The organism is Gramella sp. AN32, from assembly GCF_023718305.1.
Taxonomy (GTDB): Bacteria; Bacteroidota; Bacteroidia; order Flavobacteriales; family Flavobacteriaceae; genus Christiangramia; species Christiangramia antarctica.
The window spans coordinates 92295-119261 of record NZ_QEYO01000010.1 but is presented as its reverse complement, the minus strand read 5'-3'; the positions used below and the strand labels follow the sequence as shown (position 1 = coordinate 119261).

Here is a 26967-nt window from a genome sequence, read left to right as displayed (position 1 = left end):
TTATGGCATACTGTACAATGATAATCCTCAAATAGTTGATGAGAAAAGATGTTTTTGGCAAGTTGGCTACTTCGTCATTAATAAATATTTCAATGAATTTTGACTTGATTAATTAAATCAGAGCAATTAACACAATCGAAAAAACATAATAAAAAATGCTAACAAGAGTCCGGGTAGATTCAAGTATTGTGCAATTTACGAGTGGCATCTCAAAATTATTAGAACAATGAGTGATCATGGTAAATCCAGGAAGGAAATTCGAGATGAGTTAAAAGAGTTACAACAGGAATTTTTAAGCTCCATCATAGACATCGATGACAAGAAACGTATACAGCTTGAGCAGGAATTGATGATTGCTATTCAAGGGGTTTCTTTACAAAATGAGGAAAACGCCAAGCGTGCGGCGGAATTAATCATTGCTAATTTGGAACTTAAATTCCTTAATGAAGAAAAGGCAAAACGTGCGGCCGAGTTGGTTATTGCAAACATTGAACTTGTCTTTCAGAATAACGAGAAATCAAAGCGTGCAGCCGAATTGATTATTGCCAATAAAGAACTTGTCTTTCAGAATTCAGAAAAAGCAAAACGTGCAGCCGAGTTAGTGATCGCAAATATAGAGCTGGTTTTTCAAAATGAAGAGAAAGAAAAGCGCGCCTCTGAATTGATCATTGCCAATAAAGAACTTGTCTTTCAGAACGAAGAAAAGTCAAGAATTGCAGCCAAACTAATCGATGCGAACAAACAGCTTATTTTTCAAAATGAAGAAAAAGAAAAACGAGCCGCGGAATTAATACTGGCAAAAGAAAAGGCTGAAAAAAGTGATTTATTAAAAACAGCCTTTTTAGCCAATATGAGCCATGAAATTAGGACTCCCATGAATGGAATTTTGGGTTTTGCCGAATTGTTGAAAGAAACTGAGCTTACTGCAGAAATACAACAGGAATATTTAGAAGTCATCAAAAAAAGTGGAGGCCGAATGCTCAATCTTATCAACAATATTATTAGTATTTCCAAGATTGAATCCGGATTAATGGAAACTGATTTACAGGAATCGAATGTTAATACACAGATTGATTTTATTCATGCCTTCTTTAAACCGCAAATCGAGAAAAAAGGAATTCAGTTTTTAATTAAGAAAACATTGTATGGAGAAGAGGCTTTAATTAAATCTGACCCTGAAAAAATCTATGGGATCCTTACCAATCTGGTTAATAATGCAATTAAATATTCTGAAGTAGGAGTCATTGAGGTGGGTTATAATTTAAAATCGACAGAGGACTCAGTCGATTTAGAGTTTTACGTAAAAGATAAGGGAATTGGGATCCCCGAAGAAAGACAGATAGCCATATTTGAACGTTTTATACAGGCAGATATTTCAGATAAAATGGCACTTGAAGGAGCAGGCCTCGGTCTCTCTATTTCAAAAGCTTATGTGGAACTGCTTGGTGGGAAAATTTGGGTAGAAAGTGAAGATGGAGTAGGTTCAACATTTTATTTCACCATACCATATCAAAAGGCAAAAGCGAAGAAACCTACTAAAACTATATTCCTGGCAGATAAAACTGAGAAAATTCTTAAACCTAAGGATTACAGATTGAAATTATTGATTGCCGAAGATGACAAAATATCATCTATGCTCATCACTGCCATGGTTAAAAAATATAGTACGGTGATATTTCAGGCAAAGACAGGTTTAGAGGCTGTTGAAATTTGCAAAAATAATCCAGATATAGATTTGATCCTGATGGATATTCAAATGCCTGAACTGAACGGTTTTGAAGCAACGCGAAAAATACGCGAGTTTAATAAAGATGTGGTTATCATCGCGCAAACTGCATCAGTACTTACTGATGACAGAGAAAAAATTATCGAAGATGGATGTGACGATTATATTTCGAAACCAATCAATAAAAGTGAATTACTTAGCTTGATTCAGAAATATTTTGATACATATCATGTAGCCTGAGTGTGGAATCCGGAAATTTTTTATAAGTCCTCTTTCAGAAAAACTTTTGACCTATTTAATCAAGTGAGTTTCATCTAACCAGTTTTTAAAACTTTATTAAAAAAATTCTTCAAATATGATCTCCACCTCAAAAGACAAAATTCATATTTAATCGATTAATTGTGAGTTTATTAGGTTGAAAAACCTATTTTTTAGAAGAATTATCTTATAATTGCAAGCCTTCCACTTTTATGGCGTCAAAGTCGATATACGATTGCACCGAAAAATGATAAATTTTAAAACATTTACGACCTTTCAAAAGATAGCCTCTTTAATAGTTACAGCCGGGCTTATTATTTTACTACTCTTTGCCGGCCTTTTCTATTTCCTTTATAGTTCTAAAAAGGAAAATTTTTCAGCCGGTCAAAAGGGTTTTAATAATGAGATAAGTTCCTTACTCACCCTTAAGTCTGAACCCTTAGTCAATACAATTACAGATCTTACCTATTGGGATGTTTTTGTAGCGTATTTCAATAGTCCAAATCAATCCGATTTTTATGAAAATATAGGATCGACTATCAATCCCTATGATATAGATTTTATAGGAGCTTATTCTCTGGATGGAACCTTATTAAATTCTATTTCTTCAGAGGGGTTTGATATCAATTTAATACCCCTGCCAGCACAACTGTTTCAGAAGCTATATAATAAAAGGGGCTTTGTTTTTTATGAAAAATTAGGAAATAATGTCATTGAGATATACGCAGCAACAGTGCACCCAACTAGCGATTTTATGAAAAGTAAAACAAATCCTTCCGGATTTTTGGTGTTAATGCGTGTTCTGGATTCACATTATTATGATAATATTTCTTCTATTAGTAGCGCTAGTTTAAAGTCTGATATCCCGGATAATACAGACGATGCGTTTTTCTCCGAGCTCGTGCAATATAAAAATTTTAATAACGAAGTGATCGATGAAGTGATTTTTGTGAGGCCGAGTTATGTGGATTATGGAAATGCTTTCACGCTACTTTACGGATTACTCTTTGTGTTCCTATTAAATGTGGCAATCTATCTTTTTATAGCGACTCGATGGGTAAAAATACCTTTAAAGCTCATACGCGATATCTTAAAAAACCACAATCAGGAAGCACTTCAAAAACTTGAAAATTCTTCAATTGATTTCAAAGAAATTGCTGTGCTCTTTAAAAAAGCGGAAAAGCGTGAAGTAGATCTTGAAGAAGCCAAAATTAAAGCTGAAGAAAGTGATAAGCTCAAGTCATCTTTCCTGGCCAATTTATCCCATGAGATTCGTACACCCATGAATGCTATCCTGGGCTTTTCTGAACTCTTAGAACAGGACAAGATTTCTAAGAAAGAGAAAAAGGAGTATCTAAGAATAATGAAGCAAAGTGGTTCAAACCTTATCTCTATAATAGACGATCTTATTGAGATGTCTAAAATTGATGTAAACCAAATTACCCCAAATAAGGTGTCATTTAGAATTGATACAACAATGGCAGAGATTATACAAAGCCTCCAGGTAACAATTCCAAAAACCAAGCCTGTTCGTCTTAACTTAATCCTCCCCCGCAACCCTATTGATAAGAACATTATCGCAGATGATGTGAAGATCAGGCAAATCCTGACCAACCTTATAAGCAATGCTTTAAAATTTACAGAGGAAGGCTGTGTATCTGTCACTTACGGAATTAATGAGCAGGCCACTAAAATCTATTTTTCTGTAAAAGATACGGGGCGGGGAATAAGTCTGGCAGAGCAGGATGTTATTTTTGAACGTTTTAGACAAGTTGAAAACAATTACACGTCAGAGTCGGGAGGTTTGGGATTAGGCCTGGCCATATCCAGAGCTTACGTAGAAATAATGGGCGGGAGCATAAAAATAGAATCTCAATTAGGGGTGGGTACCACTTTTAGTTTTTCCATACCTTTCACCCAGGACTTAAATGCGCAGGAAGCTTATGACACTCCCGATACATATAATAGCAGTCCAAGCCTGGACTTTGTAGACCCCTCTCAAAAATTAATCCTGGTTGCAGAAGATGATAACATAAATTTTATGCTTATAAAAAAACTACTTACAGATATGGGTTTTAAAAGCATACGGGCTGTAAATGGAATTGAGGCGGTAGAAATTTGCAAAACCAATAGCGAGATAGATCTTGTTATCATGGATATAAAAATGCCTTTTAAAGATGGTTTTGAAGCGCGTCGGGAAATTATATCTTTTGCCCCAGATTTACCCATGCTTGCGCATACTGCTTTTGCTGCCCAGGAAGACCGGATTAGAACAAAAGAAGCTGGTTTTGTAGGTCATATTGCCAAGCCCTTAAAAAAGGATATTCTTTTAACTAAAATCCAACAGGCGCTTTATAAAAATTCCCCTCCCCACATAAAACAATATGACTAAGATTTCTGAAAACTGTTATTTATTTAATGTATAAAATTCCCCGACGGTTCAGCCTCGGGGTTTCCTCTTCACCTCTCCTTTGGGAGAGGTCAGAACTGCTTTTCGCAGTTCTGGGTGAGGGGAAATACAAAATTTCGGTTTTTGGCCCAGAGGCCAAAATGAAACTGGCGAAACCTGCCAGCCGGCAGGCTGGTACCCCTACGGCTTGCCTCGGGCCTGCCAGCCGCAGGCAGGGATAGTCGGTTTCAAGAAATTTTTTATTTGTCATAATATTTATCTCGTCACCCTGTGACCTGTGATAAAAAATTTATCTGGCGTAGGAAATTGACTTTTTTTAGCATAGCTAATGAGATGCTGAAACATCCCGATAGCTATCGGGACAGCATGACGGCAATTCTAAAAACCAACATCGTCACCCTGAACTGGTTTCAGGGTCTATAACGCAAATAAGTTAAAATATGTCAATGGTAATTTATTTGACTCCGTTGAATCTTCGATTTCAGGAAATTGACGTTTTTTAGCATATCTAATGTATTCTTGGGTAATCCATAAGAATATCGGGAAAGCATGACGGCAATTCTAAAAACCAGCATCGTCACCCTGAACTGGTTTCAGGGTCTCTGATACATAACCAAATAAAAATATGTCAATGGTAGGAGTGATAAAAAGTTCAATCTGGCATAGGAAATTGACTTTTTTTAGCATATCTAATGAGATGCTGAAACATCCCGATAGCTTTCGGGACAGCATGATGGCAATTCTAAAAACCAACATCGTGGATCTAGAACGAATATTTCATGTTTATTCCCACGGAAATAGGCCTATTCGTAGCATAACGCTGCCTGCCCGGTAAAATAGCCCCAAAGGATTGTATGTTTCCAAAGTTCGCCTGTTTATTGGTGAGGTTTCTTCCGAAGAGTGAAACATCCACATTTGAAAATATATAACCCACTCTTGCATTTAACAAGGCATAGTCCGGAAATACCAACTCTGGCTCCAGTTCCAAATCATAAGTGCCAAAACGCTCACCCACGTACTGTATATTTGCTGTAGCATACAGGTTATTATGGTTATTTAGCACTTTATTATAGGTGGTATGCAAATTTGCAGTGACCTTAGGGGAATTAAGGATTTTATCTCCTTCAGAGGCGGTAAGCGTTAAACTACCCTCATCTATAACGGCATCAAGCAGGCCTAACCCAAAACCAAATTCAAAGTTTTTAGATAATTTACTTCTAAAATCTATTTCCAGGCCAGCCGTATGTGCCGATCCTACATTAGCGGTATAGCCCCATCCCGATGGAAGTAACCTATATTGCTGAAGATTATCCCAGTCGTTATAAAACAGTGCTATATTCGCAATAACTTTACCGTCAAGCCAGGTGCTTTTAAGGCCTAATTCGTAATTCCAGAGATAGTCCGATTCATATTCCCTTACAAATTCACCATCGAGTTCCTCCAGTTCTTCCAGGACGAATAAAGGAAGTAACTCATTAACATCGCCTTTTCTAAAACCTCTGGCCATCGTGGCATACAGGAGTTTATCCTTATCGATAGTATAGGTTAAATTGAATTTTGGATTGATCCCGTCTTCTGAAAAATCCCTTTGATAAGGCTGGTTTACAAAGCCAAAGTCGGCACCATTTTCATCGATGTCCATTTGGGAGGTGGCATGAAAGTAACGCAGTCCCAGGGTAAATTTTAATTTCTGTACAAGCTCATAATAAAATTGACCAAACAGGGCGAATTCAGTATTCTTAAAGTCCCCCTCATAGGTATACCAGGGCAAATTGTTGTTGTTCAGGATAAAGGCATAATCTGCTTCCGTTTCGCCCCAATAAGCCCCTTCATAATAGACGTTATCTGAGAGGAGGTAAGTTGCCAGGCCTTTACTATTGTCCTTATAATCCCAATATTCTTTATTTGAACTATAAAATATCCCCGCTAAAAAATTAAATGCTCCTTCAAGATCTGAATTAAAGCGAATTTCCTGCTGAAATAATTCGGTTTCAATATTCCTGTGGGTGGTAGCAGCCCAGATAGACTCCAGGGGCTCCACGCCGGGATCATTTTCATAGGCGATCCAATAATAGGTATTGATATCTGAAGCATCTTCCGTTTCAAAATTGTCCCTGTCCAGAAAGTTGATACTCGCATCAAAATTTCCCAGGGAAGTTTCGAAGGCTGCCTGTAGGCTGTAATTGGTCCATTTATCTTTAAAACTTTCCTCCAGGCCGGTATTGCTGTTTTGTATAAATGAGTCTACATCGGTCTCGGCAAAATCATATCCTTCCCCTTTTAAATTCTGATGGATCAGCGTCGCAATAAAAGATAAATGATCCGTCGGGTAAAAACCTAGATTTGCATTCAAGCCATAATGAACTTTGTCATCTACATTTTCTTTATCCTCACGAGTGCAGCCTTCGCAGGCATTGGTTTCAATGGCAAAGGGATTGCCAAAATAATCTTCGGGATCGCCATAAAAATCTTCCCTTAAGATCGCGTCCTTGTTTAACCATTCTATATCCTGGTTAACCACCCGGTCATACACACCACTCTGAAAGTTATAATAGCCAGAGCCTCTAAAGGCCAGCTTATCCGTAAGAGGAATATTTAATAAGCCCTGAAGATTGTAATCCCGGTCACCTTCTTTAACATGGGCCAGCTCACCTTCCATAAAACCGGAAACTTTAGATGGATCTGGTTGATTGGATACCAATTTTATGGCGCCACCCATCGTTGCCGAGCCGTACAAAGTTCCCTGTGGCCCTTTAAGTACTTCTATTCTGGAGATATCAATAAGATTCGGATTGATGTTTTCCGGCAGTGGGGCACCATTTAAATACATGGCCGTAGTATTAAAACCTGAAATTCCCCGAATGCTAATTTCGTTTGAAAGCCGGCCGCCACCATCGCCACCCTGAGTCCCAAAAGATAGGTTAGGAATACCTGAAGCATAGTCCCTAAATTCTTTAGCCCCAGATCTCCTTATTTCCTTGGCGGTGATCACACTTACACTCTGCGCCACCTTTTGAGAAGGTTGGCTCTTTCGGTTGGCGGTAATGAGCACATCATCCAGCTGACTCACATCGGTTTGTAAGGTGATTATAACCGATTCACCAGGAGCCCTTATCACTACCTGCTGAGATTTGTAACCTAAACTACTTACATTTAAGGTTACAGCATCAGAATTGGGTAATTTTAAACTGAAATTTCCCTTAAAATCTGTGGTTGTTCCTGTATTCGTTCCCTTTACAGTAATGTAAACGTATGGCAGCGCTATTTGATGCTCATCGACAACCCTACCTTGGATAATTTCCTGGGCAAATGTATGCTGGGAACAGAATAAAAAACAAAAAAGCAGGAGTGTAATGGTCTTACAATAGGTATTCATTATAAAAATTTGGGCATCGCAAGGTATGCATTTTGGTTGAACCCAAAGCAGGTAAGGAGTATTAAGGGGTTAAGGCATAATAGCTTAACTAAAACAGGTGTTAAAAAAATGTAATCCGCCTTTTTTACAATATAAATATATTTGAAATATAGTGTTCTGCGTGCTGCCTGCCCGGAGCGAAGTATGAGTCGAAGGCTCTCTTCGCTCAGGTAGGGTAGAGCGTTATGCTAAGGGTCTTAGAGATTTTTTTTGCGAACGGGCCAGCCTGGGCAAGGCGATATCAAAGAATTTTGATTTTTTTCTCAAATGTTTTTTTAAAAATGTTGAGACTCTCTTTTTCCGAAGCGATCCTGAGCGGAGTCAAAGGATAGGAGGGGAGTGGGAATGTGTATAAATCACTAATAATCTTACTTTTATGGTTTTCCATAAAATAAATTCTTACAATATTATTATATTTGGTAAAACAATTATTCTCCCAATAATTATTTAGCTAATAAAATAAACTGTGGTTTATAAACTATGGCTAAAATCTATAATCAAAATTATGAGAGTATTATCTAAATCAAGATTCAAGCTTGGTCTTGAATGTCCAAACAAATTATTTTACACGGGTAAAAAAGTTTATGCCAATCAGAAAAATGCAAATCCATTTTTAGAAGCACTTGCAAAAGGCGGTTTCCAAGTTGAAGAACTCGCAAGATTATATTATCCCGATGGACATCTTTTAAAAGGTGAAGATTGGGATTATGAAAAGCATTGGAATCAAACCAAAGAATTATTGAAAAAAGAAAATGTCATTATATACGAAGCTGCTTTTTTAGTTGACGGACTGTTTATTAGAACAGATATACTTGTTAAAAAAGGAAATATAATTGAATTAATTGAGGTCAAATCCAAATCATATGATCCAGTCAACGAAAATACCCTTGTTGGAAAAACAGGAGGTTTAGTAAGTTCTTGGCAACCATATTTATTCGATATAGCTTTTCAAAAGCATGTAATACAACTATGCTATCCTGAATTTGAAATAAAATCATTTATTATGATGGCGGATAAATCTAAAAAGGCCTCAATAGATGGTCTAAATCAACTCTTTAGAATTACAAAATTAACTGATAACAGAACTGGTGTAAGGGTGTTAGCTAAATCCAAGGATGATTTAGGTAATCCTGTTTTAGGTAGGATTGAAATTACTGATATCATTTCAGGAATAGAAACCGGTCAACATACTTATGGTAAAAGTTTGGTTTTAACAGATTCAATAAAAAATTTTAAAGAAACTTATATTAATGACAAATATATGAATGCGCCGACCTCATACTTGGCATGTAATAAGTGTGAATTTAGAACTTCAGATGAGGATATAGAACAAGGACTGAAATCTGGCTTTAATGAATGTTTTGAAAAACAAAATAAATGGAATAATAAAGATTTTGAGAAAACTAGTTTGTTTGATATTAGTGGAATACACTGGTCAAAATCAGTTAAACTGTTTAGTAACAATTCGATTTTTGCTGAAAGTTTGAATCAGGAAGACATTGGGTACAAAGAAGGGGTTGGAAAACTATCAGATAGTGAAAGAGCTTGGATTCAAATAGGAAAAGCAATAAATGATGATAATTCTATTTACGTTGATAAAGATGGATTAAAGGAAGAAATGAATAAATGGGTATTTCCTTTACATTTTATTGATTTCGAAACATGCACAGCAGCTTTGCCATTTTCTAAAGCTAGAAGACCGTATGAGCAAATTGCCTTTCAGTTTTCTCATCATACTTATTATGAAGATGGTAAAATTGAGCATTCAAACCAATATATTAGCAATAAAGCTGCTTACTTTCCAAACTTTGATTTTATACGAGAATTAAAAAAAGCACTTGAAAGCGACAATGGAACAATTTTTCGATTCCATAATCACGAAAACACTATTTTAAATGCAATTCATGTACAATTATTGGAATCTGATGAAAAGGATAAAGATTCCTTAATTCATTTTATTGAGAGCATCTCACATTCAACGGGAAATAGCGCACGAAAATGGCAGGGAGATAGAGATATGGTTGACCTTTGGATTATAGCAAAAAACTTTTATTTTAACCCTCTGACAAATGGTTCAAATTCATTAAAGGATTTGTTACCTGCAGCTCTCAATAATAGTAGTTTTTTAAAAGACAAATATTCAAATCCAATTCATAAAATCTCATTAACCTCTACTAACTTCCCTACCGACTTTGTGTGGTTAGTCCAAGAAGAAGATAAAGTTATTAATCCTTACAAACATCTTCCTCCCGTATTTGACGATTGGACAGAAGAAGAAATTGAGCACTCGATATCTGACATTGAAGATATAAATGATGGTGGAGCAGCACTAACAGCATATGGTAAGTTGCAGTATACAGATATGATTCCATCTGAAGTAGAACAAATAACTTCTGCATTATTAAAATATTGTGAGTTGGACACATTGGCGATGGTGATGCTTTATGAACATTTTCAAGAAATTATTGCATAATGGCGGATAATCAAAAAGCGTTAAAAAGATATAGGGTTATCTTAAAAATATTGAGTAGAGAAGGAAGTTTTACCTCTAAACATATTCATCAGGCCTGCTTAAACAGTGGAATAGATGCTGGTTATCGAACCATTCAAAAAGACCTTGAGGACTTAAGAGATGACGACGCAATTTTTGGAAGAAATTTAGGCATTAAAAACGATGAAAAAGAAAAAAAGTGGTATAGTACAGGAATACCAAAGGAGATTTTTACTGCTTTAGAGTTAAAAGATGGAGAAATAGATGCGCTACTATTTTATGCAAAAACAATTAATCAATATCAAGGCTATCCTGTTTTCAGAGATATATCACAAGCCATGAAGAAAGTTATAGAGAGCTCAAATATTTCTAAAGAACGAAAAAAGCTATTTAAATTAAAAAATTTAATTGAACCTGAAACACACCCTCCAATTTCAGGAATAGAATTTATAGTTGATTTGTTAAAGGCAATTTCGTCAAGGAATATTATTGAAGTGGAATATGAAAGATTTGGTAAAGAATCTAAAATACATAGAATTAAACCGATATTATTGAAAGAAGATAAATTGATGTGGTATTTAATAGCTTTTAATATTAAGCACAATAGCTATATAACATTCGCATTAGATAGAATTAAAAATGTTTCATCAACCGAAGACTTTTTTGAGGAAATAAAATTTAACAGTGCGGAGTATTTTAAATATTCATTTGGTATCACTGTTTCTGAAGATGCCCCTGTTGAAGTAACTATTTCGTTTGATGCCGAACAAGGTCACTATCTCAAAACACTACCAATTCATCCAACTCAAGTAATTCTGAAGGACACAAAAAAGGAACTAATTTTAAAAGTTACAGTTAAGCCATCATATGAATTCTTTTCAAAAATCTATAGTTATTGCAGTCATGCAAGGGTGATTTCACCTAATGAAATTAAAGATATATTTCGAATTAATTTTGATAAAGCTAAAGAAAATTACAAATTATCTTAAAAAAATTAATGGCGCATATGGGTTGCGCCATGTCTTCATTTATTTGTACCATAAAATATTGTTTAATAGCAAAAAAAATAAACTTATGGTCTCAAATTTAACAAAAGACGAAAAAACAAAAAAGGTAACCATTATTGTTAATGGAACTCCTCATGAAGAAGAAAAGAATAATCTCACTTATGATGAAGTGGTTACACTTGCATTTCCGGATTTTCCGCAACATCCAGAAAGAACTTATTCAGTTACTTATGAAAGAGGACAAGGAAATAAACCAACTGGAATTTTATCTCCAGGTGGAAAAGTTAGAGTAAAAGAAGGAATGACTTATAAAGTGAAACATACTGGACAATCTTAAATAGAAATGATAGTAAGTTTAGCAGAAAATAATGAGGATATTGAAAGATTATTAAAAAAGGGATATGCATTATCAATAGATAACAATCATCTTGTTGTTAGAGATATCCCTTATCTAGACAATAATGGAAATCTTCAAATTGGTGCAATAGTTTCAATAGTAAATTTTATTAACCAAAATAAAATAAGCATGAGAGACCACCAAATATTCTTTTGTGGTAGTCATCCTCATGAATTAAACGGAAAGCCAATTAGTAACCTTGGTGGTGGTGCAACATCAGTTCATTTGGCATCTAAAGATTTAGTTGTTCAAAGGTCTTTTTCTAATAAACCACCAAGTGGTAGATTTAACGATTGGTTCGATAAAATTGAAAATTATGTTACTATTATTTCAGGTCCAGCAATGGATAAATTTGATGCTAACCCTTATACTTTTAAAGTAGTTGATGAAAATACTAAATCTGTATTTAAGTTTAGAGATACTCTAACAAGTAGGGCAGAAATAGGAGAGTTAAGTGCTAAACTTGAAAAGGATACAATTGCGATTATTGGACTTGGCGGAACAGGTTCTTACATTTTAGATTTTTTAGTTAAAACACCAGTTAAAGAAATTAAAGGGTTCGATGGAGATTGGTATCATGTTCATAATGCATTCCGTTCGCCAGGAAAATTAAATGAAGATGAGTTAGGTAAAAGAAAAACAGAGGTTTATAAAAACCGTTATCAAAATTTCCGTGACAATGTAAATATTTACCCAAATTATATTACTTGTGATTCAGATGAAGATTTGACTGGAGTTACTTTTGCTTTTGTGTGTGTAGATAGTGGAGATTCTCGAAGCGAAATATTTGATTTACTGGTAAAACTGAAAATTCCATTTATAGATGTGGGCATGGGATTAGACAAAGATACTGGGTTAATAAGTGGCATACTTCGGTGTACATATTTTCCTGTTGAATCTGCGCAAAGTATTATAGATAAAAGGCTAGCTCCATTGAGTGATATTCCAGATGATGTTTATAAAAGTAATATTCAAATTTCAGAGCTTAACGCTTTAAATGCGTGTTTAGCGGTTATTAAGTATAAACAAATAAGAGGTTTTTATTTAGATGACAATTCTTACTTCCACATGCTGTTTAATGTAGATGGAGTAAATCTAGTAGGGGAGAATGGAAAAAATTAAACTACTAAAAGTTAAGTATTTACCAAAAGACCTAGAGCAAGAAATACTATATGTTTCTGAAGAATTTGGTATTGCTGGTCATTTATGTCCATGTGGTTGTAAAAATAAAATAATGACTCCATTAGACCCATCTGAATGGTCTTTCAAGGAAGTAAATAATATTCCCACTTTATATCCTTCAATTGGTAATTGGCAATTACCCTGTAGGTCACACTACTGGATTACTGATGGAAATATTAAATGGTCATATGATTGGAACGAAAATGAAATCATTGCTGGTCGAGAAGTAGAAGCGAAAAAAAGAGAAGCCTATTACAACAATTTAGAAATAAAGCAGGCTAAGAAATCAGTTCTAAGAAGAATTTTAGATTGGTTTTCAAAACTATTATCAAATTAATAAACAGAAATTTATGATTACAATTGAAGCAATTAAATCTGGGCCAAAACCAAGAAAAGATGATGGCTCATTAGACAAAAGAAGAAGAGTTTCTCCTGACAAAAAGAAAGATTATCCACCTTTAAAAAAGCATAAACACAAAAAGGGTGATTAATCTGCAATTATATCAAATACAGTGGTATTCACCGATCTACTCTTTATGTTATATTTGAACCATAATTTATATTATGTAAAATAGAATATTTTGATGATTAGTCAAATGGTCAATTACTCCCCTTACTATTGAATTTAAGTAATATTTAAAATTAAAGAAATTCCTGACTTATATTGAAAATAAACCTAATTATGAATTAACTTTCAGCTAATTGGATTTCAAACTGGAAACTTTGCACCCTTAATTTTAGAAAATGAAAATTCTCTCAATATTTTTTTTGGTTCTCATTACTTCTGGAATCGCTCAGGGCCAAAATGACACCATTCAACTAGTGAATCCACTTTACAAAGCAAATGATACGATCCCCAAAATAATTTATTCTGAAAATTCGCAAAATCAATTCCTTGGAGTTGTTAATGGCAGGTATGTAAACCAGGAAGCACTTATTAGCATAAACTCTGAAAATATCGATTCTATCAATGTTGAAATAAAAAGTTTTACTTTCCAGAACCGAAAATATGCCGCAAAAGCAATTCTGAATACTATAAGCACCTATACACCTGCTTTTATCAGTTTAAAAGAAATACAATTAAAATTTACCGATATTAAAAATGAAGATATTGTGATCTTCAGCTTAGATGGAAATATCATCAATGAGGATGCAAATAAATTTCTATTGGATGAGAAAAATATTATGCAAATTAAAGTAACACCGCTGGACCGCTTAAATTATTCAAAAACAATTTTTATGATACAGTTTCTTTTGCGAAGCCCTGAAAACTTAAAAAAAGTGAATACTATTAGGATTAGAGGTTATAATAAAAGCTTCGAATAACTTATGTTTAGAAATAGAAGCGAAAATAATTCAAGATGCTAAATACTTTCCAAACTAACCCTCTCCTTCTTTATTTCTGTAATTAAGATGTCCAAAAAACATTATTTCCAGTACTATCTTTATTTGCTAAAATCCTGAAGATCCTAGTCTTTTCTATTATATTGATCAAAAGTTCCCTGGAAAGAAATATTATCGCGATGTGCACTTATAATTTGAGTATTTGCCTTACCCTCAGGAAATAAAGTTACAATATAGTCTACGGTTTCACTATCCTGGATGGTCTCAAATTTTAAAACGAGTCCACCGTTTCGTTGGTTCTCCTTCATTTCGAAGTTTTTCCGTGTGCCTTTATATTCAAAACCAGCCGTGCTGTTGTAGCCACCACCCATTTGTCGCACCCCAAAATATGGAAGGTCTACCTCTACACTATCATGGTAAATCCTAATATAATTGGGATTTCCAATAAGGTTTACCTGTCCGCCCCGCAAAGGCAAAGCCCAAAGATGGGATATTTCGAAACTCTCATTTTCAATAAGCTCCCGCAATTTCGCATATTCTGCTTCAGAATATTTATCCTTTCCCGTTCCGCAGGAAAGAATAAATATTGCGCAGACAGCAATAAGCAGAAAAGGAAAATATTTTAATTTATTCTTCTTCATCTTCGCCTACTTCTAAAGAATCCAGCGTATCCTGGATCATTTCATCTTCTTCATCAGAAATTCCCCGATCCTTTTTGATCTTTAAATTTCCGTCACCATCTTTCTCCAAATCATTATCCTTTCTATTGAAATTGGATGGCCTGGCTGCATTTTCCTGCCAGTTTGTGTGGTCGTCTTTCTTCTCTTCAGCCATAATATTAGTTTTTGTGAACCTCTAATTTAGGGATTCATCTTTGAGCAACGACAGCGATTAGTTTTCCTTTAACAGATAATCCTGATCTCAATAGGTGTAAATTTTGCCAAATTCAGGTCTCTTCATACAGTATGAAACATTTGTTTGAGGCTATTATGGTTAAGGCATTTTTACATTAAAAACAAAGGCACGATACTTTAAAAGGGCTACGAAAACTGCGCCGCCTATGGCATTTCCCAGAATGGCCATAGATTCCACATACACATAATCGGTAAAACTTATTTTTGAAGAAACCAGCATCCCGGCGAAAATTTCAATATTTCCAATAATACTGTGGTGTAAACCGGTAAAAGCCATCATCCCGGTAATTAAAAATATCATGATGATCTGGCTCACCGTATCCTTGGCCGAAGTTAGCAGCCAGGATAAAAGGCCCATAAGCCAACCAGCCAGAATACCACTTACCAATACCGTCATTAACGGAAAATCAACCACATGCTCCCCAATAGCTGCGATGGCATGTTCGTCAAAAATATCCAATCTTGGCCCAAGCCATATTAGGGTGAATGCAATCAACATTCCGCCAATAAGATTCCCGAAGATCACAATTCCCCAAATCTTGAATAAACTATAAATCGATCTTTTTTTATTAAGTACGGGAAGGGTTAATAAAGCCGTCTGTTCCGTAAAAAGTATAGATTGACCCAGGATGACCAAAATAAAACCCAGCGGGTAAACCAAAGAAATAAGTTTAAAAATTACATCTTCAGCAAGCTTCGCTTCCAGAAAACTGAATAAAGCAAGGATCATTAAAAAACTAAATCCAATCTCCAGCCCCGCGGTAATTGAACTTAGGAAAATGCTGCTTCCGCTTCTATCGTAGGTTTCACAACCCTGCATGATCTGTTCCTTAAGAATATCACCATGACTTTTATCTGTGGTTTCATCTTTTTCGGTAGATTCATCGCCCTTTTTATCCAGTTCGTGATCGATCCGGTCCTGCTTTTCTTTTTTTTGCTTTTCTTTTTCCTGATTTTTTTTATCATCCATAGGTTGGTTCTTCGGAATTTTTTTACTTCCACACTTCCAGGGCCAATCCCCGGTACATCTGGATCATTTTAAATTCCGAGTGCCTTGCTTCATTTCCGGAATTATAATACATATCTGAATATAGAAATCCATTTTCTTTGGCATCTTCAGCAGATGCGCCGAAATAAATATAATCGAAATCTGCCCAATATGCTGCTCCAAGACACATCATACAGGGTTCACAACTTGTATACAACACACAACCTTTCAATCCATCAGTTCCCAATTTATGACAGGCAGCTTGAATTGCCCGTAGTTCAGCATGTTGCGTGCAATCGTTTCCTTTCCCAACCTGATTGTAGGCTTTTGCAATAATTTGGTCACCCTTGGTAATCACCGCACCAAAGGGTCCGCCCCCATCAATATCCCTCCCCTTTCTGGCAAGTTTTATTGCTTCTCTCATCATCTTTTGTGGTAAGTCCATTTGTATAAGTATTTTATTAAAAATACAATATAAAGTGAGCTTGCTAAAGGCTTTCACAGTAATTTAAAACTTGATTATTCAGATTAAAGACAAGTCTAAAAAATGTGCTAAATAATTCCCAATTTTAACCAAGATCTTTGGTAAAACAGTTGCAAATAGGTTAATTGGGCTGAATTTAAATTTAACTATATGGAAGCCATATTTGAATACGTGAATATTTCTAAAAATGAATCACTAGAAGCATTTGCCCAGAAAAAACTTGACAAATTAGAAAACAAATACGATTGGATCGTTAGGGCGAATGTGTATTTTAAAATAGATGAAAATCAAAAGCCCAACGGTTATATTTCCGAAGTGCGTTTAAGCGCTCCGGGTCCGGAAATTTTTGCCGAATCTAATGAGAATTCATTTGAAGCTTCTATAGCAGAAACTACAAGGGATTTAGACAGGCAGCTGGATAAACGCAAAGCGAAAATGAAAACACATTAATTAATTCGTTTTCCCTAAGAAAAAAACCCTCTTCTATCGAGAGGGTTTTCTTTTGTTTTAAATTCAAGTTGGTTAAGCTTTTAAATTTTTCTGATCCAGTTTTTCTTTAAAGTCATTGATAATCCCTCCTTTAACTAAAATATCTATTTGCCGGTCACTCAAAGTATGTTTGGTCAGGAATTCTTCCCTCTTCCCGTTTTGCTTTTCAACGATCACTTTAATATCATTCCTGCTAATCACATCCCGGGTAAGATTGCTAAATTTTACTTTATCCCCCTGTTCTATTTTTTCATAATCCTTTATATCGATAAATTCCAGCGGAAGGATCCCGAAATTCGCCAGGTTTTGCCAGGCGATACGTGCGTAAGAATTTGCAATAACCGCTACCTGTCCCAGATATTTAGGGGCCAATGCCGCATGTTCCCTACTCGATCCCTGAGCATAATTGTCTTTGGCCACAACGATATGCCCCCCAAAATCATTTTTGGCCTTCATTGCCCGATCATAAAAAGTATCATCGATTACGGTAAAGGAATATTTACTAATCTCCGGCAAATTACTTCGGAAAGGCAATACTTCAGCGCCCGCTTTTAAAATTTCATCAGTAGAAACATTATCCCCCATTTTCAATAATACCGGGATTTCATAATCATTAAGGATGGGATCAATATGTGGTAAAGACTGAATATTGGGTCCTTTTTTCAATTCCACGCCCGTTCCATCTTCCAGCGGCGCCACCAGCATATCAGTATTAATGATCTCAATCTCAGGTTTTTCAAATTGTGGGTAACTCATTCCGTAGAGTTTTTCCAAATCACGCGGATCGGTAATTTTTCCGGTAAGGGCTGAAGCAGCTGCCGTCTCCGGGCTACATAAATAAACCTGATCATCTTCGGTCCCGGACCTATCCGGAAAATTTCTGGGCATTGTCCTTAAACTGATGGTATTACTGGCAGGTGCCTGCCCCATTCCGATACAGCCCATACAACCTGATTGGTGAAACCTTGCCCCTGCCTTTATTAAATTGGCAAAAGCCTTATTATCGATCATATTCTGGATCAATTGCCTGGAAGTAGGGTTAATATCCAGGGAAACATCATTGTTCACAGATTTATCTTTTACAATCGCGCCGGCCATCCAAAAATCCCGCAGCCCGGGATTGGCAGAAGATCCAATGACCACCTGACTTATCGGCTTCCCTTCTACTTCGCGAACCGGAACTACATTTCCGGGACTGGTAGGCAGCGCAATAAGCGGGATCAAATCATCAAGGATTATTTCATCCTCAAAATCATAGGAGCAGCCTTCATCGGCTTTTAATTCACTCCAATCCCCTTCCCTCTCCTGAGATTTTAAAAATCTTTTAGTTTCCTCATCGCTAGGGAAAACAGTAGTAGTTGCGCCCAGTTCAGCGCCCATATTTGCGATCACATGACGATCCATGGCACTCATCTGTTGCAGCCCGTCACCATAATATTCTATAACTTTCCCCACGCCTCCTTTTACATCATATCTCCTCAACATTTCAAGGATCACATCTTTGGCACTTACCCAGTCTGGTAATTTTCCGGTTAGTTTTACCCCCATGACCGCAGGCATTTTTACAAAATAAGGTTGTCCCGCAATTGCTGCGGCCACATCCAGACCGCCGGTTCCAATCGCCAGCATTCCCAGCGAACCTGCCGCCGGGGTATGACTATCAGATCCTATCATGGTTTTGCCCGGTTTCCCAAAACGTTGCATATGCACGGGATGGCTTACGCCGTTTCCTGGCCTGCTATACCAGAGGCCAAATCTTTGAGCTGCAGAGAGGAGAAATAAATGATCATCTGCATTTTTAAAATCGGTTTGTAGAAGGTTATGATCTACGTATTGCACGGCGACTTCGGTTTGAGCTTTTTTTAAACCCATTGCTTCAAGCTCCAATTGTACCAGGGTGCCGGTAGCATCCTGAAGTAAGGCCTGGTCTATTTTTATACCTATTTCCTTTCCGGCCAGCATTTCGCCTTCTAAGAGGTGTTCTTTTATTAATTTTTGTGTAACGTTGAGTTTAGTCATTCTTGTGAAATTTGAATTATTAAATTACTATCTTTTGCCCGAAATTTTAGTACGATTAACACAACCTTAAAATTAACAGAGCCTTTAAAGCCTTTGTTCATCTAGTAATATTTACCGAAATTTATGAATGCAATTGTAAAACGCGCAACAGTTGGGGGTATAGTTTCAACTGTAGTAATGGGAACAGGAACTTTTATTCTGGGTCAGGTTTCCGGATATAAAGCCCTGGAATTACTTCAAAATTCCCTGTCTGGAATAAACATGCTTTGCAATACGGTTATTTTAGGATGTACGACAATTCTGGCGCTTATGCTTACGCTTCTGGGGATTAGTAGGTCATCCAATAATAAACTCACCAACCAGCATTATAAAAATTTACTGATGATCGCAAAATCGAATATCATATTGCTGGTAGTGACGGTCATCACTTTTTTAATGCTTAACCTCCCTATAAGCGAGTCTGAAGAAGTTAGTACGGGCTGGTATGAGGCGATTTATTATTTGAGCCTGGGCATGGCTTCCATTTTAGGCGGAGGTTTTATTGCGGTGGTCATGATGCTTTATGGTACGGTAGTAAACGTAATTCTAATCGTTGGCCTGGAAGTAGATGAACATCCGCTGCTTTCGACGGAAGATGTTGAGGAAACCAAAGAAGCTAAGGAAGAGGCCAAGGAAGATCTCGAAGAGGAGGACAAATAAAAAGACTGTTCGCAAGAAGTTGGTTCCCTGGCGGATTTGCTGAATTCAAAACAATCGTGGCCAGTCAAAATCTTTAAAACAGTCCTTTCGAAAATTAATTACTTGTGGAAAATTAACTTTTTCCCAGTGTATTTATAATATCGATCTGGTTCCCTTCTTCCAGATTAAAACCTGGTTTTCCTTTTCGGGGAAACAAATAGGTAAATTCAGTATCAAATGCAGCCCAGCTTTCTGCCAGTCCATAGTCGTTGTTGGAGTTCTTTTTTTCCGGTCTGGAAAAAGTAGAAGTTTCCGTATCATAATTAGATCCGACGGCATCTTCCCCTGGAAATAACATCCCATCATTAAAATCGCTATACACAACTACCGAAGCTCCATCGCTCCCGGGGAGGTCAAAAATATTAATTCCAAAACTCGTAAGGATTTGATCTTTTGCGGTTATATCTTTAGTTCTAAACGTATCTTTAAAGTTATTTCGTGGGTGTGCATAAATAGGCGCACCTCCGGCATCTTCAGAAATTGTTTTAAGATCGGCATAGGCAGTTTTCAAAATGGTATCGCAGGTAATTAAAATACCTTTTATATTGTAGCCCTCCTCTATCAGTTTTTTTACGGCATTTTTGGTGGATTTTTCCACAACATCAATTAGAATCATATCCCTACGGTTAAGATGTCTTAAGGCGTAGGCCTGATTTTGAACCCCATCTACTTCATCCCCCTTTATTATAAAAGTATCCGGGATCAATTTTAAAAATTTACCTGATTCGCTCTTTTGAATAAATTCAGCACTTTGGCTGTGCAGGATCTCCATTTTATCTACTGTCTTCATAAATTTCTAATTTTTGTTTTGTTCTTTGAAGATACAAAATGGGTTTCGGGACAACATCCCCCTTTTAAAATGTTTAACGGCTTTTAATAGTTAATTAACGGAATTAAAAACGAGCTAAACTTCCCTTCATGGCTTATTGAAATAGGATATTCCCGGGAACTTGATTTTTGATGTAAGGAAGGGATTCCTAAATGATTTTTTACAATTTGAAAATCAGCAGTTAAACCAATCAATTCAATGATATCTTCGGAAGGAATTTTATTTCCTTCAGAAAAAAATGTTTGAAATTTTTGGATAGATGTAAATACAGTTTTAGAATAGATAAAACTTTTAATTTTCTGAACAATGACCGGATATACTGAATCCCCTATTTTCACCGTAAAATTATTTGGGTCAACTGCAAAATCTAGAGGATTAAATTTTCGAGCCAGCTGAAACTTTCGTTGATGGGCTTTATAGGCCGATTCTTTGGCAGACCAAAATTGCCATAATTGTAAATCGGGATTTTCAGAAATCTGAATGATTTCCTGTTCCCTGGGGGTGAATATCTTTTGTAGAAACCGGGGATTCCCGGCTTTTTTTTGATCCAGCCTTTCTAAAGAAACCAGGTCGTTTCCTATCATTGGATAGATTTTTTATTGTTGATGATATTAACCGCATCACCCACCCTAAGCATCCCTTGCATGGAATCGTTATCTACTTCAATACCGAACTCGTCTTCAACATCTAAAACCACATCCACTAAATTGGCGGAATTGATCTCAAGATCTTTTAAAAAATCTGTTTGTTTATTGAAATCCTGCATACCTATTTCACGCTGCACATAAGGTTTTACGATATGTTTAAGTCTGGAGATAATATCCTGGTCAGTCATTTTGATCATTTATATTTTTAAAGATAACAACTGCGTTCACATCTCCGAAACCAAAACTGGCTTTTATAAGATGTTTAATCTTTTTTTGGATTGTTTTCTGCGGAATGCTGGAATGATCAATTTTTTCAAGAATTTCAGGATGAATATTGTTGCAGTTTACATTGCCGAAAATGTAATTTCCCTGAAGCTGAAGAATTGCGGCCACACTTTCAATAGAACCGGCAGCACTTAAACAATGTCCCGTCATACCTTTTAAAGAGTTGATATAAGGGAAATTATCATGATTCCTACTCAAAGCTTTTTTCCAGTTTTCAATCTCTACCGCATCCCGGGTGGTTGCGGTAAGATGGCCATTAACAGCATCTATATCTTCTGCTTTTATTCCTGAATTTTTCAGCGCGTTTTGAATACACCTTATTACAGCTTCATTATTTGCCGCGGTCATACTGCCTTCTGCCCTTTGCCCGCCGCTATTTACCTCTCCGCCCAAAATTTCTGCATAGATTGTGGCACCTCTTTTTATGGCAGCATCGTAATCTTCCAGTAAAAGTGCACCCGCTCCGCTTCCCGGCACAAAGCCTGCAGCCGACTCACTCATAGGCCTGGAAGCTTCTTCCGGATTTTGGTTATAGGTACCCGGCAGGATTCGCATCGCATCAAAACCACCCCAAACATAAGGTCCATGATCACTGCAACTTCCAACCAACATTCGTGTTGCTTTCCCAGATTTTATCCTTTCATAACCCATTAATATGGCCTCTGTTCCGGTAGTACAAGCAGAAGAATTGGTAGTTACCTGGTTGCCACAGCCTAATATCCCCCCGAGATAAGCGCTTATGCCGCTGGCCATGGTCTGGAGTACACTGGTACTCCCCAGCCTTCGGGTTTTCCCGGCATCGATCAAATGAATGGCTTCCCTGAATTTATCTACTCCTAAAATTCCCGTCCCGAAAATAATACCATTATCCCAATCAGGAGATTTTGAATCGGGATCAATTGTTAAGCCTGCATCTTTCCAGGCATCCATTCCTGCCATGACCCCGTAAATAATTCCGCTGGAATTGAGTCCGCGCAATTGGAGCGGGGAAAAATATTCCTTTAATAAAGCTTCCGGGATATTGGGCTTCCCTCCTATCTGGCAGCTAAAATTAAGGTCTTCTAATTCCTTAAAAAATCGAATCCCACTTTTGCCCGACTTAATGGAAGCTTCAAATTCAGTAAGCCCAACGCCATTGGGAGCGACCACGCCCATTCCTGTAACCACAACCCTTTGTGAATTTTCCATTAGTTGTTTAAAATCATTCCGGCAATGCTGCCCCTGCACACAACATCATTTTCTGAATCCAGCATTTGAACCTTACATTTCAATTTATTGAACCGGAAATAGATCTTTTCAGAAAGAACCTGCACCTTTTCATCAGGATACACCGGTTTTAGAAATTCAATTTCAGTAGAAGTTAATCCAATTTTCAGATTTTTGATATTTTCAGAATCGGAAAGCAAATAAATCCCCAAAGAGACCAGGCCTATTTGTGCCATGCATTCGGTTAAAATCACTCCGGGGGTCACCGGGTTATCTTTAAAATGACCTTTATAAAAATCAAGTTCCGGTAAAAAATGAAAATTGCCCTCGGCTTTATTTTCAGAAAGAAAAGTCAGTTCATCAACAAACAGAAAAGGTTTAGCATATGGAAGTTTTGATATAACATCTGTAGGTTTTAATTTTTGACACATAACTTACATGAGGTGTTCACCGCCATTCACCGGAATGATCGTGCCCGTGATCCAACTGGCTTCATCTTTACTTAAAAGATAAACCGCATTCGCAACATCATCTGGCACCGTTAACCTTTTGAAGGGATTATGCTTTAATGCATGTACCCGTAAAGTTTCATTTCCCGGGATCATTTGGAAAGAACGTGTGACCGTTATTCCTGCCTGGATACAATTCGCCCTAATCCCATAAGGCGCAAATTCCAGTGCCATACTTCTGGTTAAGGCTTCTAAAGTTACTTTAGCAGCAGATACAGCGGCATAATTTTTCCATGCTTTTATATTCCCTTCAGAAGTAAAAGAAATGATCCTGGCATCCTTTGCGAACAATTTTCGTTTGAATATTTCCTGCGTCCAGTCGTATAAGCTCAAAGCCATAGCATCTACGGTTAACCTAAAATCCACATTTTCCAGTATGTTATCCGGGCCGGTCATGGGTTTTAAATTGCCTTTGGCGATACTGTGAAGCAGGGTGCGAATTTTACCATTTTCACCCAGCAGGCTTTGAATTTCTGCAACTAGACTTTCACGATTTTCTTTCTGAATAGCATCTGAGTTAAAACTTTTAAATTCAACCCCAGATTTTCTTATTTCATTAAAATCTTCTTCTATTTCCGGAATTTCGCCCCTGCGGTCACGATGAATGATGATGATATTCATCCCGTGTTTGGCCAGTTTTTTTGCGCTGGCATAGCCAAGGCCGCTGCTGCCGCCCAGGATTAATCCCCAATAATTTTGATCTGAAAATTCTTTTACCATTCCAATAATATTCTTTGAGCGGAAAATCCCGGGCCAAAACTGAGCATCACGCCCTGTTTTCCCGCCTCAGGATTTTGATTCATAAATCTTTCCAGAACATATAAAACCGTGGCACTGCTCATATTTCCATATAGTTTTAATACTTCCCGTGTATCATCAATGTTCTTCCCTAATTTACCAAAAAGATCAGAAACCGTTTGAACTATTTTTTTTCCACCGGGATGAAAGATCAAAAAGTCTACTTTTTCGATACTGGAATCATACTTCTCCAGGAAGGGAAAGATAATGTTTTCAAAGTGAGAAGCAATGGTTTCAGGAACCGCAGGATCCAAAATCATTTTAAGTCCGTGGTTGGTGAGATCAAAACCCATTAATTGTGAGGCATCATAGAAATGATACATATCTTCACCTAAAATTTTTGGCCCCTTCGCATCCTCTTCCGAAGACAGTAAAACACAGGCAGCACCATCCCCAAATATAGCCGCACTCACCATATTTGCCATACTAAAATCATCCAGCTGAAAAGTAGCCGTGGGACTTTCTACCGCAATGACCGCTGCGCGTTTTCCGGGATTGGATTTTAGAAAATTATAGGCATAGATCATTCCTGAAATTCCCGCGGCACAGCCCATCTCTGTGACGGGCAGCCGGGTAATGTTTTGTTTAAGTTTTAGATCATTAATTAGGTAGGCATCGAGTGAGGGGATCATGATCCCGGTACAACTTACCGTAATAATAAAATCCAGTGATTCAGGTTGCCACCCGGCATTTTCCAGCGACTTTTTTAAAACAGTTTTTCCCAGTTTTTTAACCTCACGGATATAAATATTATTTTTGTCTTCAAAAGAAGTTGCCGTAAAAACATCTTCCGGAGACATGATGGAATATCTTTTATCAACCCCAGCGCCTTCAAAAATTTTTACAATCTTCCTTTTAAATCGAGGTTCCTGGTCTCCCAGCCATTCTTCTACCAGGGGAATAATATCTTCAGTTTTTCTTGAATACTGGGGTAATTCTTTTTCTACTCTGGTAATTCTAACCATTCATCTTTTTCTTTTTCATGATCCATTGATATCTAAATGCCCATTTCCAATGAATAGTATGCTTTACCTTCTTTAGCTGGGCACTGTATTTATTCAGATCTTCTTTTTTAAAACCTCTTTTGATGGAAATAAGGCCATCCTTTCGGGCAATTTTGTTTTTTACAAAAACGCCGCAGAACAATTTAAACAATTCATAGGCAGCTTTGTTTCGATGGAGGTCATTAACTACGACCCCTATTTTAGAATTCTGAATAAAGCTTATTAAAATCTGAATGATCTTTTGATCATCGAAATGATGCAGGGTTAAGGTGCATAAAATAATGTCAAATTTCAAATTTTTAAATTCTTCCCCCAAAATGTTCAATTCCCTGAAACTTATTTGCTCCTCATTTTTAGATAATTCCCTGGCGATGGCGATGGCATGAGGATTGGCATCGATACCCATCACTTCAAATTGGTATCCATTCCTTTTACCCCAATGCATAATTTCCCGTAAAACCGATCCATTCCCGCAACCCACATCGGCGATGCTATACTTTTTATCCTTATCCAGATCTTTCAGTAAAAATTTGATCCCTTCAATGGTGATCTTATTTCCGCCGAGCCAGGTATTGATATTTTCAAGGTCCTGAAGCGTTCGTGTTAGCTCTTCACCCTGTAGATCAAAATCATCCATGATTTCAGCTTCTTTCGATCTAAACTTAAAATCATGCTTATTGAACATAATGCCCATGGGTTTTTTTAATAATTTTTGGGAGCATGCCCGGGAACGCACTCAAGGTATTTAAAGACATCGAGGTAAGACGGTCATTTAATAAAAGTTTCTGTAAAATCCTGCCGTAGCGCATTCTTGAGCTAAATGCCATTTTCCATTTCTTCTGAAAATTATGTTCAAGTTCTTCCCTGCTTAAATCGAATTTATAAAATTCCAGAATTTCTTCAGAAGCTATTTTTGCGGAATGAATCGCCATGGCCATTCCATTGCCACATAAAGGATGAATTAAACCCGCGGCATCGCCAACCATCAAAATATGAGCTTCAACAAGAGATTTTTTGCTGAAATTTATCTGGGCAATTGTCAATTCTTTATCAAAGATCATTTCAGAATTTTGAAAGAATGCATCCAATTTTGGGTTCACCTGCAGCACCGATCTTTTAAAATCCTGCGTATTCCGGTATTTTTTGAAACTCTTAAAACTGGTAAGATAACAGGCATTTATAGCGCCAGTTTCTGTTTTTGAAAGTCCGCAATAGCCGCCGTTAAAATTATGCAGCTGTACCTCATTATCCGGGAAATCTAAATTGTGGTAATGCGCTTTTACACCGAGCCATCCGGAATTTTCGTGAAAAAATTTCCGGTTTAAATTTTTATCCAGGATAGATCGTTTGCCGAATGCTCCAAGGACAATATCAAAATCTTCAAATTGTTCTTCTTCAGTAGAAATATTGAAAAGATCATTTTTTAATTCAACATGGGTAATTGTAGCATGCTGCACTTCACAGCCAGATTCGATAGCTTTTTGGTAGAGCAAGTAATCTAACCTATATCGGCTGATCCCCAAACCTCCCATTTTTAAAGGGGAACAAATTTCTTTTCCTGATTTATTTGAAAATCGAAGTCGATCTATGAGAACCGGGTTTTCAGCCTGAAGATTAACCCCAAGTTCATTCAGATAGGGCATTATTTCATTGGAAATATACTCTCCACACACCCTATGCCTGGGGTAAGGATCCTTTTCAAATAAACTAACCGAAATATTGTTTTGGGATAAATGTAGGGCAGCCGTTAGTCCGGCAAGGCCTCCACCCAGAATAGCAACTTTTTTATTCACCTGATGAAGATATAAAAAAGGATAAAAAAAATCC

At 36.8% G+C, this 26967-nt stretch carries 26 protein-coding genes; 11 read left to right on the top strand and 15 right to left on the bottom strand.

Annotation, left to right across the window (positions count from 1 at the left end; translation table 11 throughout):
* The first annotated feature begins 226 nt into the window (after positions 1–226).
* Both DHD80_RS12490 and DHD80_RS12485 read left to right on the top strand, forming a co-directional pair.
* Positions 227–1966 carry an ATP-binding protein gene (locus tag DHD80_RS12490; RefSeq protein ID WP_251741577.1) on the top strand — a complete coding sequence of 580 codons (1740 nt, stop codon included), beginning with the start codon at positions 227–229 and terminating at the stop codon, positions 1964–1966.
* Positions 1967–2231: 265 nt separating this feature from the next.
* Positions 2232–4376: an ATP-binding protein gene (locus DHD80_RS12485; protein WP_251741575.1), complete on the top strand. Its 2145-nt coding sequence runs from the start codon at positions 2232–2234 to the stop codon at positions 4374–4376.
* Between the two features lie 781 nt (positions 4377–5157).
* Here DHD80_RS12485 and DHD80_RS12480 read toward each other — a convergent pair.
* Positions 5158–7770 carry a TonB-dependent receptor gene (locus DHD80_RS12480; protein ID WP_251741573.1) on the bottom strand — a complete coding sequence of 871 codons (2613 nt, stop codon included), beginning with the start codon at positions 7768–7770 and terminating at the stop codon, positions 5158–5160.
* Positions 7771–8314: 544 nt separating this feature from the next.
* On the opposite strand from DHD80_RS12480, the gene DHD80_RS12475 reads away from it, so the two are divergent.
* The 7 genes from DHD80_RS12475 (at position 8315) to DHD80_RS12445 (ending at position 14212) form a co-directional block, all read left to right on the top strand.
* Positions 8315–10282, top strand: a complete 1968-nt coding sequence (locus tag DHD80_RS12475; protein ID WP_251741571.1) for a DUF2779 domain-containing protein — start codon at positions 8315–8317, stop codon at positions 10280–10282.
* A complete protein-coding gene (locus tag DHD80_RS12470; protein WP_251741569.1) occupies positions 10282–11289 on the top strand; it encodes a WYL domain-containing protein in 1008 nt (335 codons plus the stop codon). The genes DHD80_RS12475 and DHD80_RS12470 overlap by 1 nt, the downstream gene beginning before the upstream one ends.
* Positions 11290–11374: 85 nt before the next feature.
* Positions 11375–11644, top strand: a complete 270-nt coding sequence (locus tag DHD80_RS12465) for a multiubiquitin domain-containing protein (RefSeq protein ID WP_251741566.1) — start codon at positions 11375–11377, stop codon at positions 11642–11644.
* A gap of 6 nt (positions 11645–11650) precedes the next feature.
* Positions 11651–12826, top strand: a complete 1176-nt coding sequence (locus DHD80_RS12460) for a ThiF family adenylyltransferase (protein ID WP_251741563.1) — start codon at positions 11651–11653, stop codon at positions 12824–12826.
* Positions 12813–13223 (top strand): DUF6527 family protein, encoded by a 411-nt coding sequence (locus tag DHD80_RS12455; RefSeq protein ID WP_251741561.1) that lies wholly within the window; start codon positions 12813–12815, stop codon positions 13221–13223. The genes DHD80_RS12460 and DHD80_RS12455 overlap by 14 nt, the downstream gene beginning before the upstream one ends.
* Positions 13224–13236: 13 nt before the next feature.
* Positions 13237–13377 carry a hypothetical protein gene (locus DHD80_RS12450; RefSeq protein ID WP_251741559.1) on the top strand — a complete coding sequence of 47 codons (141 nt, stop codon included), beginning with the start codon at positions 13237–13239 and terminating at the stop codon, positions 13375–13377.
* A gap of 253 nt (positions 13378–13630) precedes the next feature.
* Positions 13631–14212: a hypothetical protein gene (locus DHD80_RS12445; RefSeq protein ID WP_251741557.1), complete on the top strand. Its 582-nt coding sequence runs from the start codon at positions 13631–13633 to the stop codon at positions 14210–14212.
* Positions 14213–14355: 143 nt separating this feature from the next.
* On the opposite strand, the gene DHD80_RS12440 is transcribed toward DHD80_RS12445, so the two are convergent.
* From DHD80_RS12440 to DHD80_RS12425, 4 genes are all read right to left on the bottom strand, one after another.
* Complete coding sequence (locus DHD80_RS12440) at positions 14356–14871, bottom strand: DUF4251 domain-containing protein (protein ID WP_251741555.1); 516 nt, start codon at positions 14869–14871, stop codon at positions 14356–14358.
* Positions 14858–15064, bottom strand: a complete 207-nt coding sequence (locus DHD80_RS12435; protein WP_251741552.1) for a hypothetical protein — start codon at positions 15062–15064, stop codon at positions 14858–14860. Before DHD80_RS12435 ends, DHD80_RS12440 begins: the two co-directional genes overlap by 14 nt.
* A 159-nt stretch (positions 15065–15223) precedes the next feature.
* Positions 15224–16114 carry a formate/nitrite transporter family protein gene (locus tag DHD80_RS12430; protein ID WP_251741550.1) on the bottom strand — a complete coding sequence of 297 codons (891 nt, stop codon included), beginning with the start codon at positions 16112–16114 and terminating at the stop codon, positions 15224–15226.
* 22 nt (positions 16115–16136) lie between these two features.
* A complete protein-coding gene (locus DHD80_RS12425; RefSeq protein WP_251741548.1) occupies positions 16137–16577 on the bottom strand; it encodes a nucleoside deaminase in 441 nt (146 codons plus the stop codon).
* Between the two features lie 189 nt (positions 16578–16766).
* Between DHD80_RS12425 and DHD80_RS12420 the strand changes: the two genes are divergently transcribed.
* Positions 16767–17066 (top strand): HPF/RaiA family ribosome-associated protein, encoded by a 300-nt coding sequence (locus tag DHD80_RS12420; protein WP_251741545.1) that lies wholly within the window; start codon positions 16767–16769, stop codon positions 17064–17066.
* Positions 17067–17138: 72 nt separating this feature from the next.
* Here DHD80_RS12420 and DHD80_RS12415 read toward each other — a convergent pair whose 3' ends face one another.
* Positions 17139–19124, bottom strand: a complete 1986-nt coding sequence (locus tag DHD80_RS12415; RefSeq protein WP_251741542.1) for an aconitate hydratase — start codon at positions 19122–19124, stop codon at positions 17139–17141.
* A gap of 123 nt (positions 19125–19247) precedes the next feature.
* Between DHD80_RS12415 and DHD80_RS12410 the strand changes: the two genes are divergently transcribed.
* Positions 19248–19823: a hypothetical protein gene (locus tag DHD80_RS12410; RefSeq protein WP_251741540.1), complete on the top strand. Its 576-nt coding sequence runs from the start codon at positions 19248–19250 to the stop codon at positions 19821–19823.
* A 112-nt stretch (positions 19824–19935) separates the two neighbouring features.
* Here DHD80_RS12410 and DHD80_RS12405 read toward each other — a convergent pair whose 3' ends face one another.
* The 9 genes from DHD80_RS12405 to DHD80_RS12365 form a co-directional block, all read right to left on the bottom strand.
* Positions 19936–20652 (bottom strand): hypothetical protein, encoded by a 717-nt coding sequence (locus tag DHD80_RS12405; RefSeq protein ID WP_251741538.1) that lies wholly within the window; start codon positions 20650–20652, stop codon positions 19936–19938.
* An 83-nt stretch (positions 20653–20735) separates the two neighbouring features.
* On the bottom strand, positions 20736–21275 hold the full coding sequence (locus DHD80_RS12400; protein WP_251741536.1) for a 4'-phosphopantetheinyl transferase superfamily protein: 540 nt from the start codon (positions 21273–21275) through the stop codon (positions 20736–20738).
* Positions 21272–21526 carry a phosphopantetheine-binding protein gene (locus tag DHD80_RS12395; protein WP_251741534.1) on the bottom strand — a complete coding sequence of 85 codons (255 nt, stop codon included), beginning with the start codon at positions 21524–21526 and terminating at the stop codon, positions 21272–21274. The genes DHD80_RS12400 and DHD80_RS12395 overlap by 4 nt, the downstream gene beginning before the upstream one ends.
* Positions 21519–22811 (bottom strand): beta-ketoacyl-[acyl-carrier-protein] synthase family protein, encoded by a 1293-nt coding sequence (locus DHD80_RS12390; protein ID WP_251741531.1) that lies wholly within the window; start codon positions 22809–22811, stop codon positions 21519–21521. The genes DHD80_RS12395 and DHD80_RS12390 overlap by 8 nt, the downstream gene beginning before the upstream one ends.
* Positions 22811–23260, bottom strand: a complete 450-nt coding sequence (locus DHD80_RS12385) for a hydroxymyristoyl-ACP dehydratase (protein WP_251741529.1) — start codon at positions 23258–23260, stop codon at positions 22811–22813. Before DHD80_RS12385 ends, DHD80_RS12390 begins: the two co-directional genes overlap by 1 nt.
* A 3-nt stretch (positions 23261–23263) precedes the next feature.
* Positions 23264–24058 (bottom strand): SDR family oxidoreductase, encoded by a 795-nt coding sequence (locus tag DHD80_RS12380; RefSeq protein ID WP_251741527.1) that lies wholly within the window; start codon positions 24056–24058, stop codon positions 23264–23266.
* Positions 24052–25101 (bottom strand): type III polyketide synthase, encoded by a 1050-nt coding sequence (locus DHD80_RS12375; RefSeq protein ID WP_251741524.1) that lies wholly within the window; start codon positions 25099–25101, stop codon positions 24052–24054. The genes DHD80_RS12380 and DHD80_RS12375 overlap by 7 nt, the downstream gene beginning before the upstream one ends.
* Positions 25094–25825 (bottom strand): methyltransferase domain-containing protein, encoded by a 732-nt coding sequence (locus DHD80_RS12370; protein WP_251741522.1) that lies wholly within the window; start codon positions 25823–25825, stop codon positions 25094–25096. Before DHD80_RS12370 ends, DHD80_RS12375 begins: the two co-directional genes overlap by 8 nt.
* Positions 25815–26933, bottom strand: coding sequence for an NAD(P)/FAD-dependent oxidoreductase (locus DHD80_RS12365; protein ID WP_251741521.1), 1119 nt, complete (start codon positions 26931–26933; stop codon positions 25815–25817). Before DHD80_RS12365 ends, DHD80_RS12370 begins: the two co-directional genes overlap by 11 nt.
* Positions 26934–26967 lie beyond the last annotated feature (34 nt).

Coding starts and splice junctions, on each gene's coding strand:
- DHD80_RS12390 (WP_251741531.1), bottom strand. CDS start 22,811: ATGGAAAATTCACAAAGGGTTGTGGTTACAGGAATGGGCGTGGTCGCT.
- DHD80_RS12410 (WP_251741540.1), top strand. CDS start 19,248: ATGAATGCAATTGTAAAACGCGCAACAGTTGGGGGTATAGTTTCAACT.
- DHD80_RS12455 (WP_251741561.1), top strand. CDS start 12,813: ATGGAAAAAATTAAACTACTAAAAGTTAAGTATTTACCAAAAGACCTA.
- DHD80_RS12475 (WP_251741571.1), top strand. CDS start 8,315: ATGAGAGTATTATCTAAATCAAGATTCAAGCTTGGTCTTGAATGTCCA.
- DHD80_RS12415 (WP_251741542.1), bottom strand. CDS start 19,124: ATGACTAAACTCAACGTTACACAAAAATTAATAAAAGAACACCTCTTA.
- DHD80_RS12450 (WP_251741559.1), top strand. CDS start 13,237: ATGATTACAATTGAAGCAATTAAATCTGGGCCAAAACCAAGAAAAGAT.
- DHD80_RS12405 (WP_251741538.1), bottom strand. CDS start 20,652: ATGAAGACAGTAGATAAAATGGAGATCCTGCACAGCCAAAGTGCTGAA.
- DHD80_RS12425 (WP_251741548.1), bottom strand. CDS start 16,577: ATGGACTTACCACAAAAGATGATGAGAGAAGCAATAAAACTTGCCAGA.
- DHD80_RS12380 (WP_251741527.1), bottom strand. CDS start 24,058: ATGGTAAAAGAATTTTCAGATCAAAATTATTGGGGATTAATCCTGGGC.
- DHD80_RS12435 (WP_251741552.1), bottom strand. CDS start 15,064: ATGGCTGAAGAGAAGAAAGACGACCACACAAACTGGCAGGAAAATGCA.
- DHD80_RS12430 (WP_251741550.1), bottom strand. CDS start 16,114: ATGGATGATAAAAAAAATCAGGAAAAAGAAAAGCAAAAAAAAGAAAAG.
- DHD80_RS12370 (WP_251741522.1), bottom strand. CDS start 25,825: ATGTTCAATAAGCATGATTTTAAGTTTAGATCGAAAGAAGCTGAAATC.
- DHD80_RS12440 (WP_251741555.1), bottom strand. CDS start 14,871: ATGAAGAAGAATAAATTAAAATATTTTCCTTTTCTGCTTATTGCTGTC.
- DHD80_RS12400 (WP_251741536.1), bottom strand. CDS start 21,275: ATGATAGGAAACGACCTGGTTTCTTTAGAAAGGCTGGATCAAAAAAAA.
- DHD80_RS12395 (WP_251741534.1), bottom strand. CDS start 21,526: ATGACTGACCAGGATATTATCTCCAGACTTAAACATATCGTAAAACCT.
- DHD80_RS12385 (WP_251741529.1), bottom strand. CDS start 23,260: ATGTGTCAAAAATTAAAACCTACAGATGTTATATCAAAACTTCCATAT.
- DHD80_RS12375 (WP_251741524.1), bottom strand. CDS start 25,101: ATGGTTAGAATTACCAGAGTAGAAAAAGAATTACCCCAGTATTCAAGA.
- DHD80_RS12445 (WP_251741557.1), top strand. CDS start 13,631: ATGAAAATTCTCTCAATATTTTTTTTGGTTCTCATTACTTCTGGAATC.
- DHD80_RS12485 (WP_251741575.1), top strand. CDS start 2,232: ATGATAAATTTTAAAACATTTACGACCTTTCAAAAGATAGCCTCTTTA.
- DHD80_RS12465 (WP_251741566.1), top strand. CDS start 11,375: ATGGTCTCAAATTTAACAAAAGACGAAAAAACAAAAAAGGTAACCATT.
- DHD80_RS12470 (WP_251741569.1), top strand. CDS start 10,282: ATGGCGGATAATCAAAAAGCGTTAAAAAGATATAGGGTTATCTTAAAA.
- DHD80_RS12490 (WP_251741577.1), top strand. CDS start 227: ATGAGTGATCATGGTAAATCCAGGAAGGAAATTCGAGATGAGTTAAAA.
- DHD80_RS12460 (WP_251741563.1), top strand. CDS start 11,651: ATGATAGTAAGTTTAGCAGAAAATAATGAGGATATTGAAAGATTATTA.
- DHD80_RS12480 (WP_251741573.1), bottom strand. CDS start 7,770: ATGAATACCTATTGTAAGACCATTACACTCCTGCTTTTTTGTTTTTTA.
- DHD80_RS12420 (WP_251741545.1), top strand. CDS start 16,767: ATGGAAGCCATATTTGAATACGTGAATATTTCTAAAAATGAATCACTA.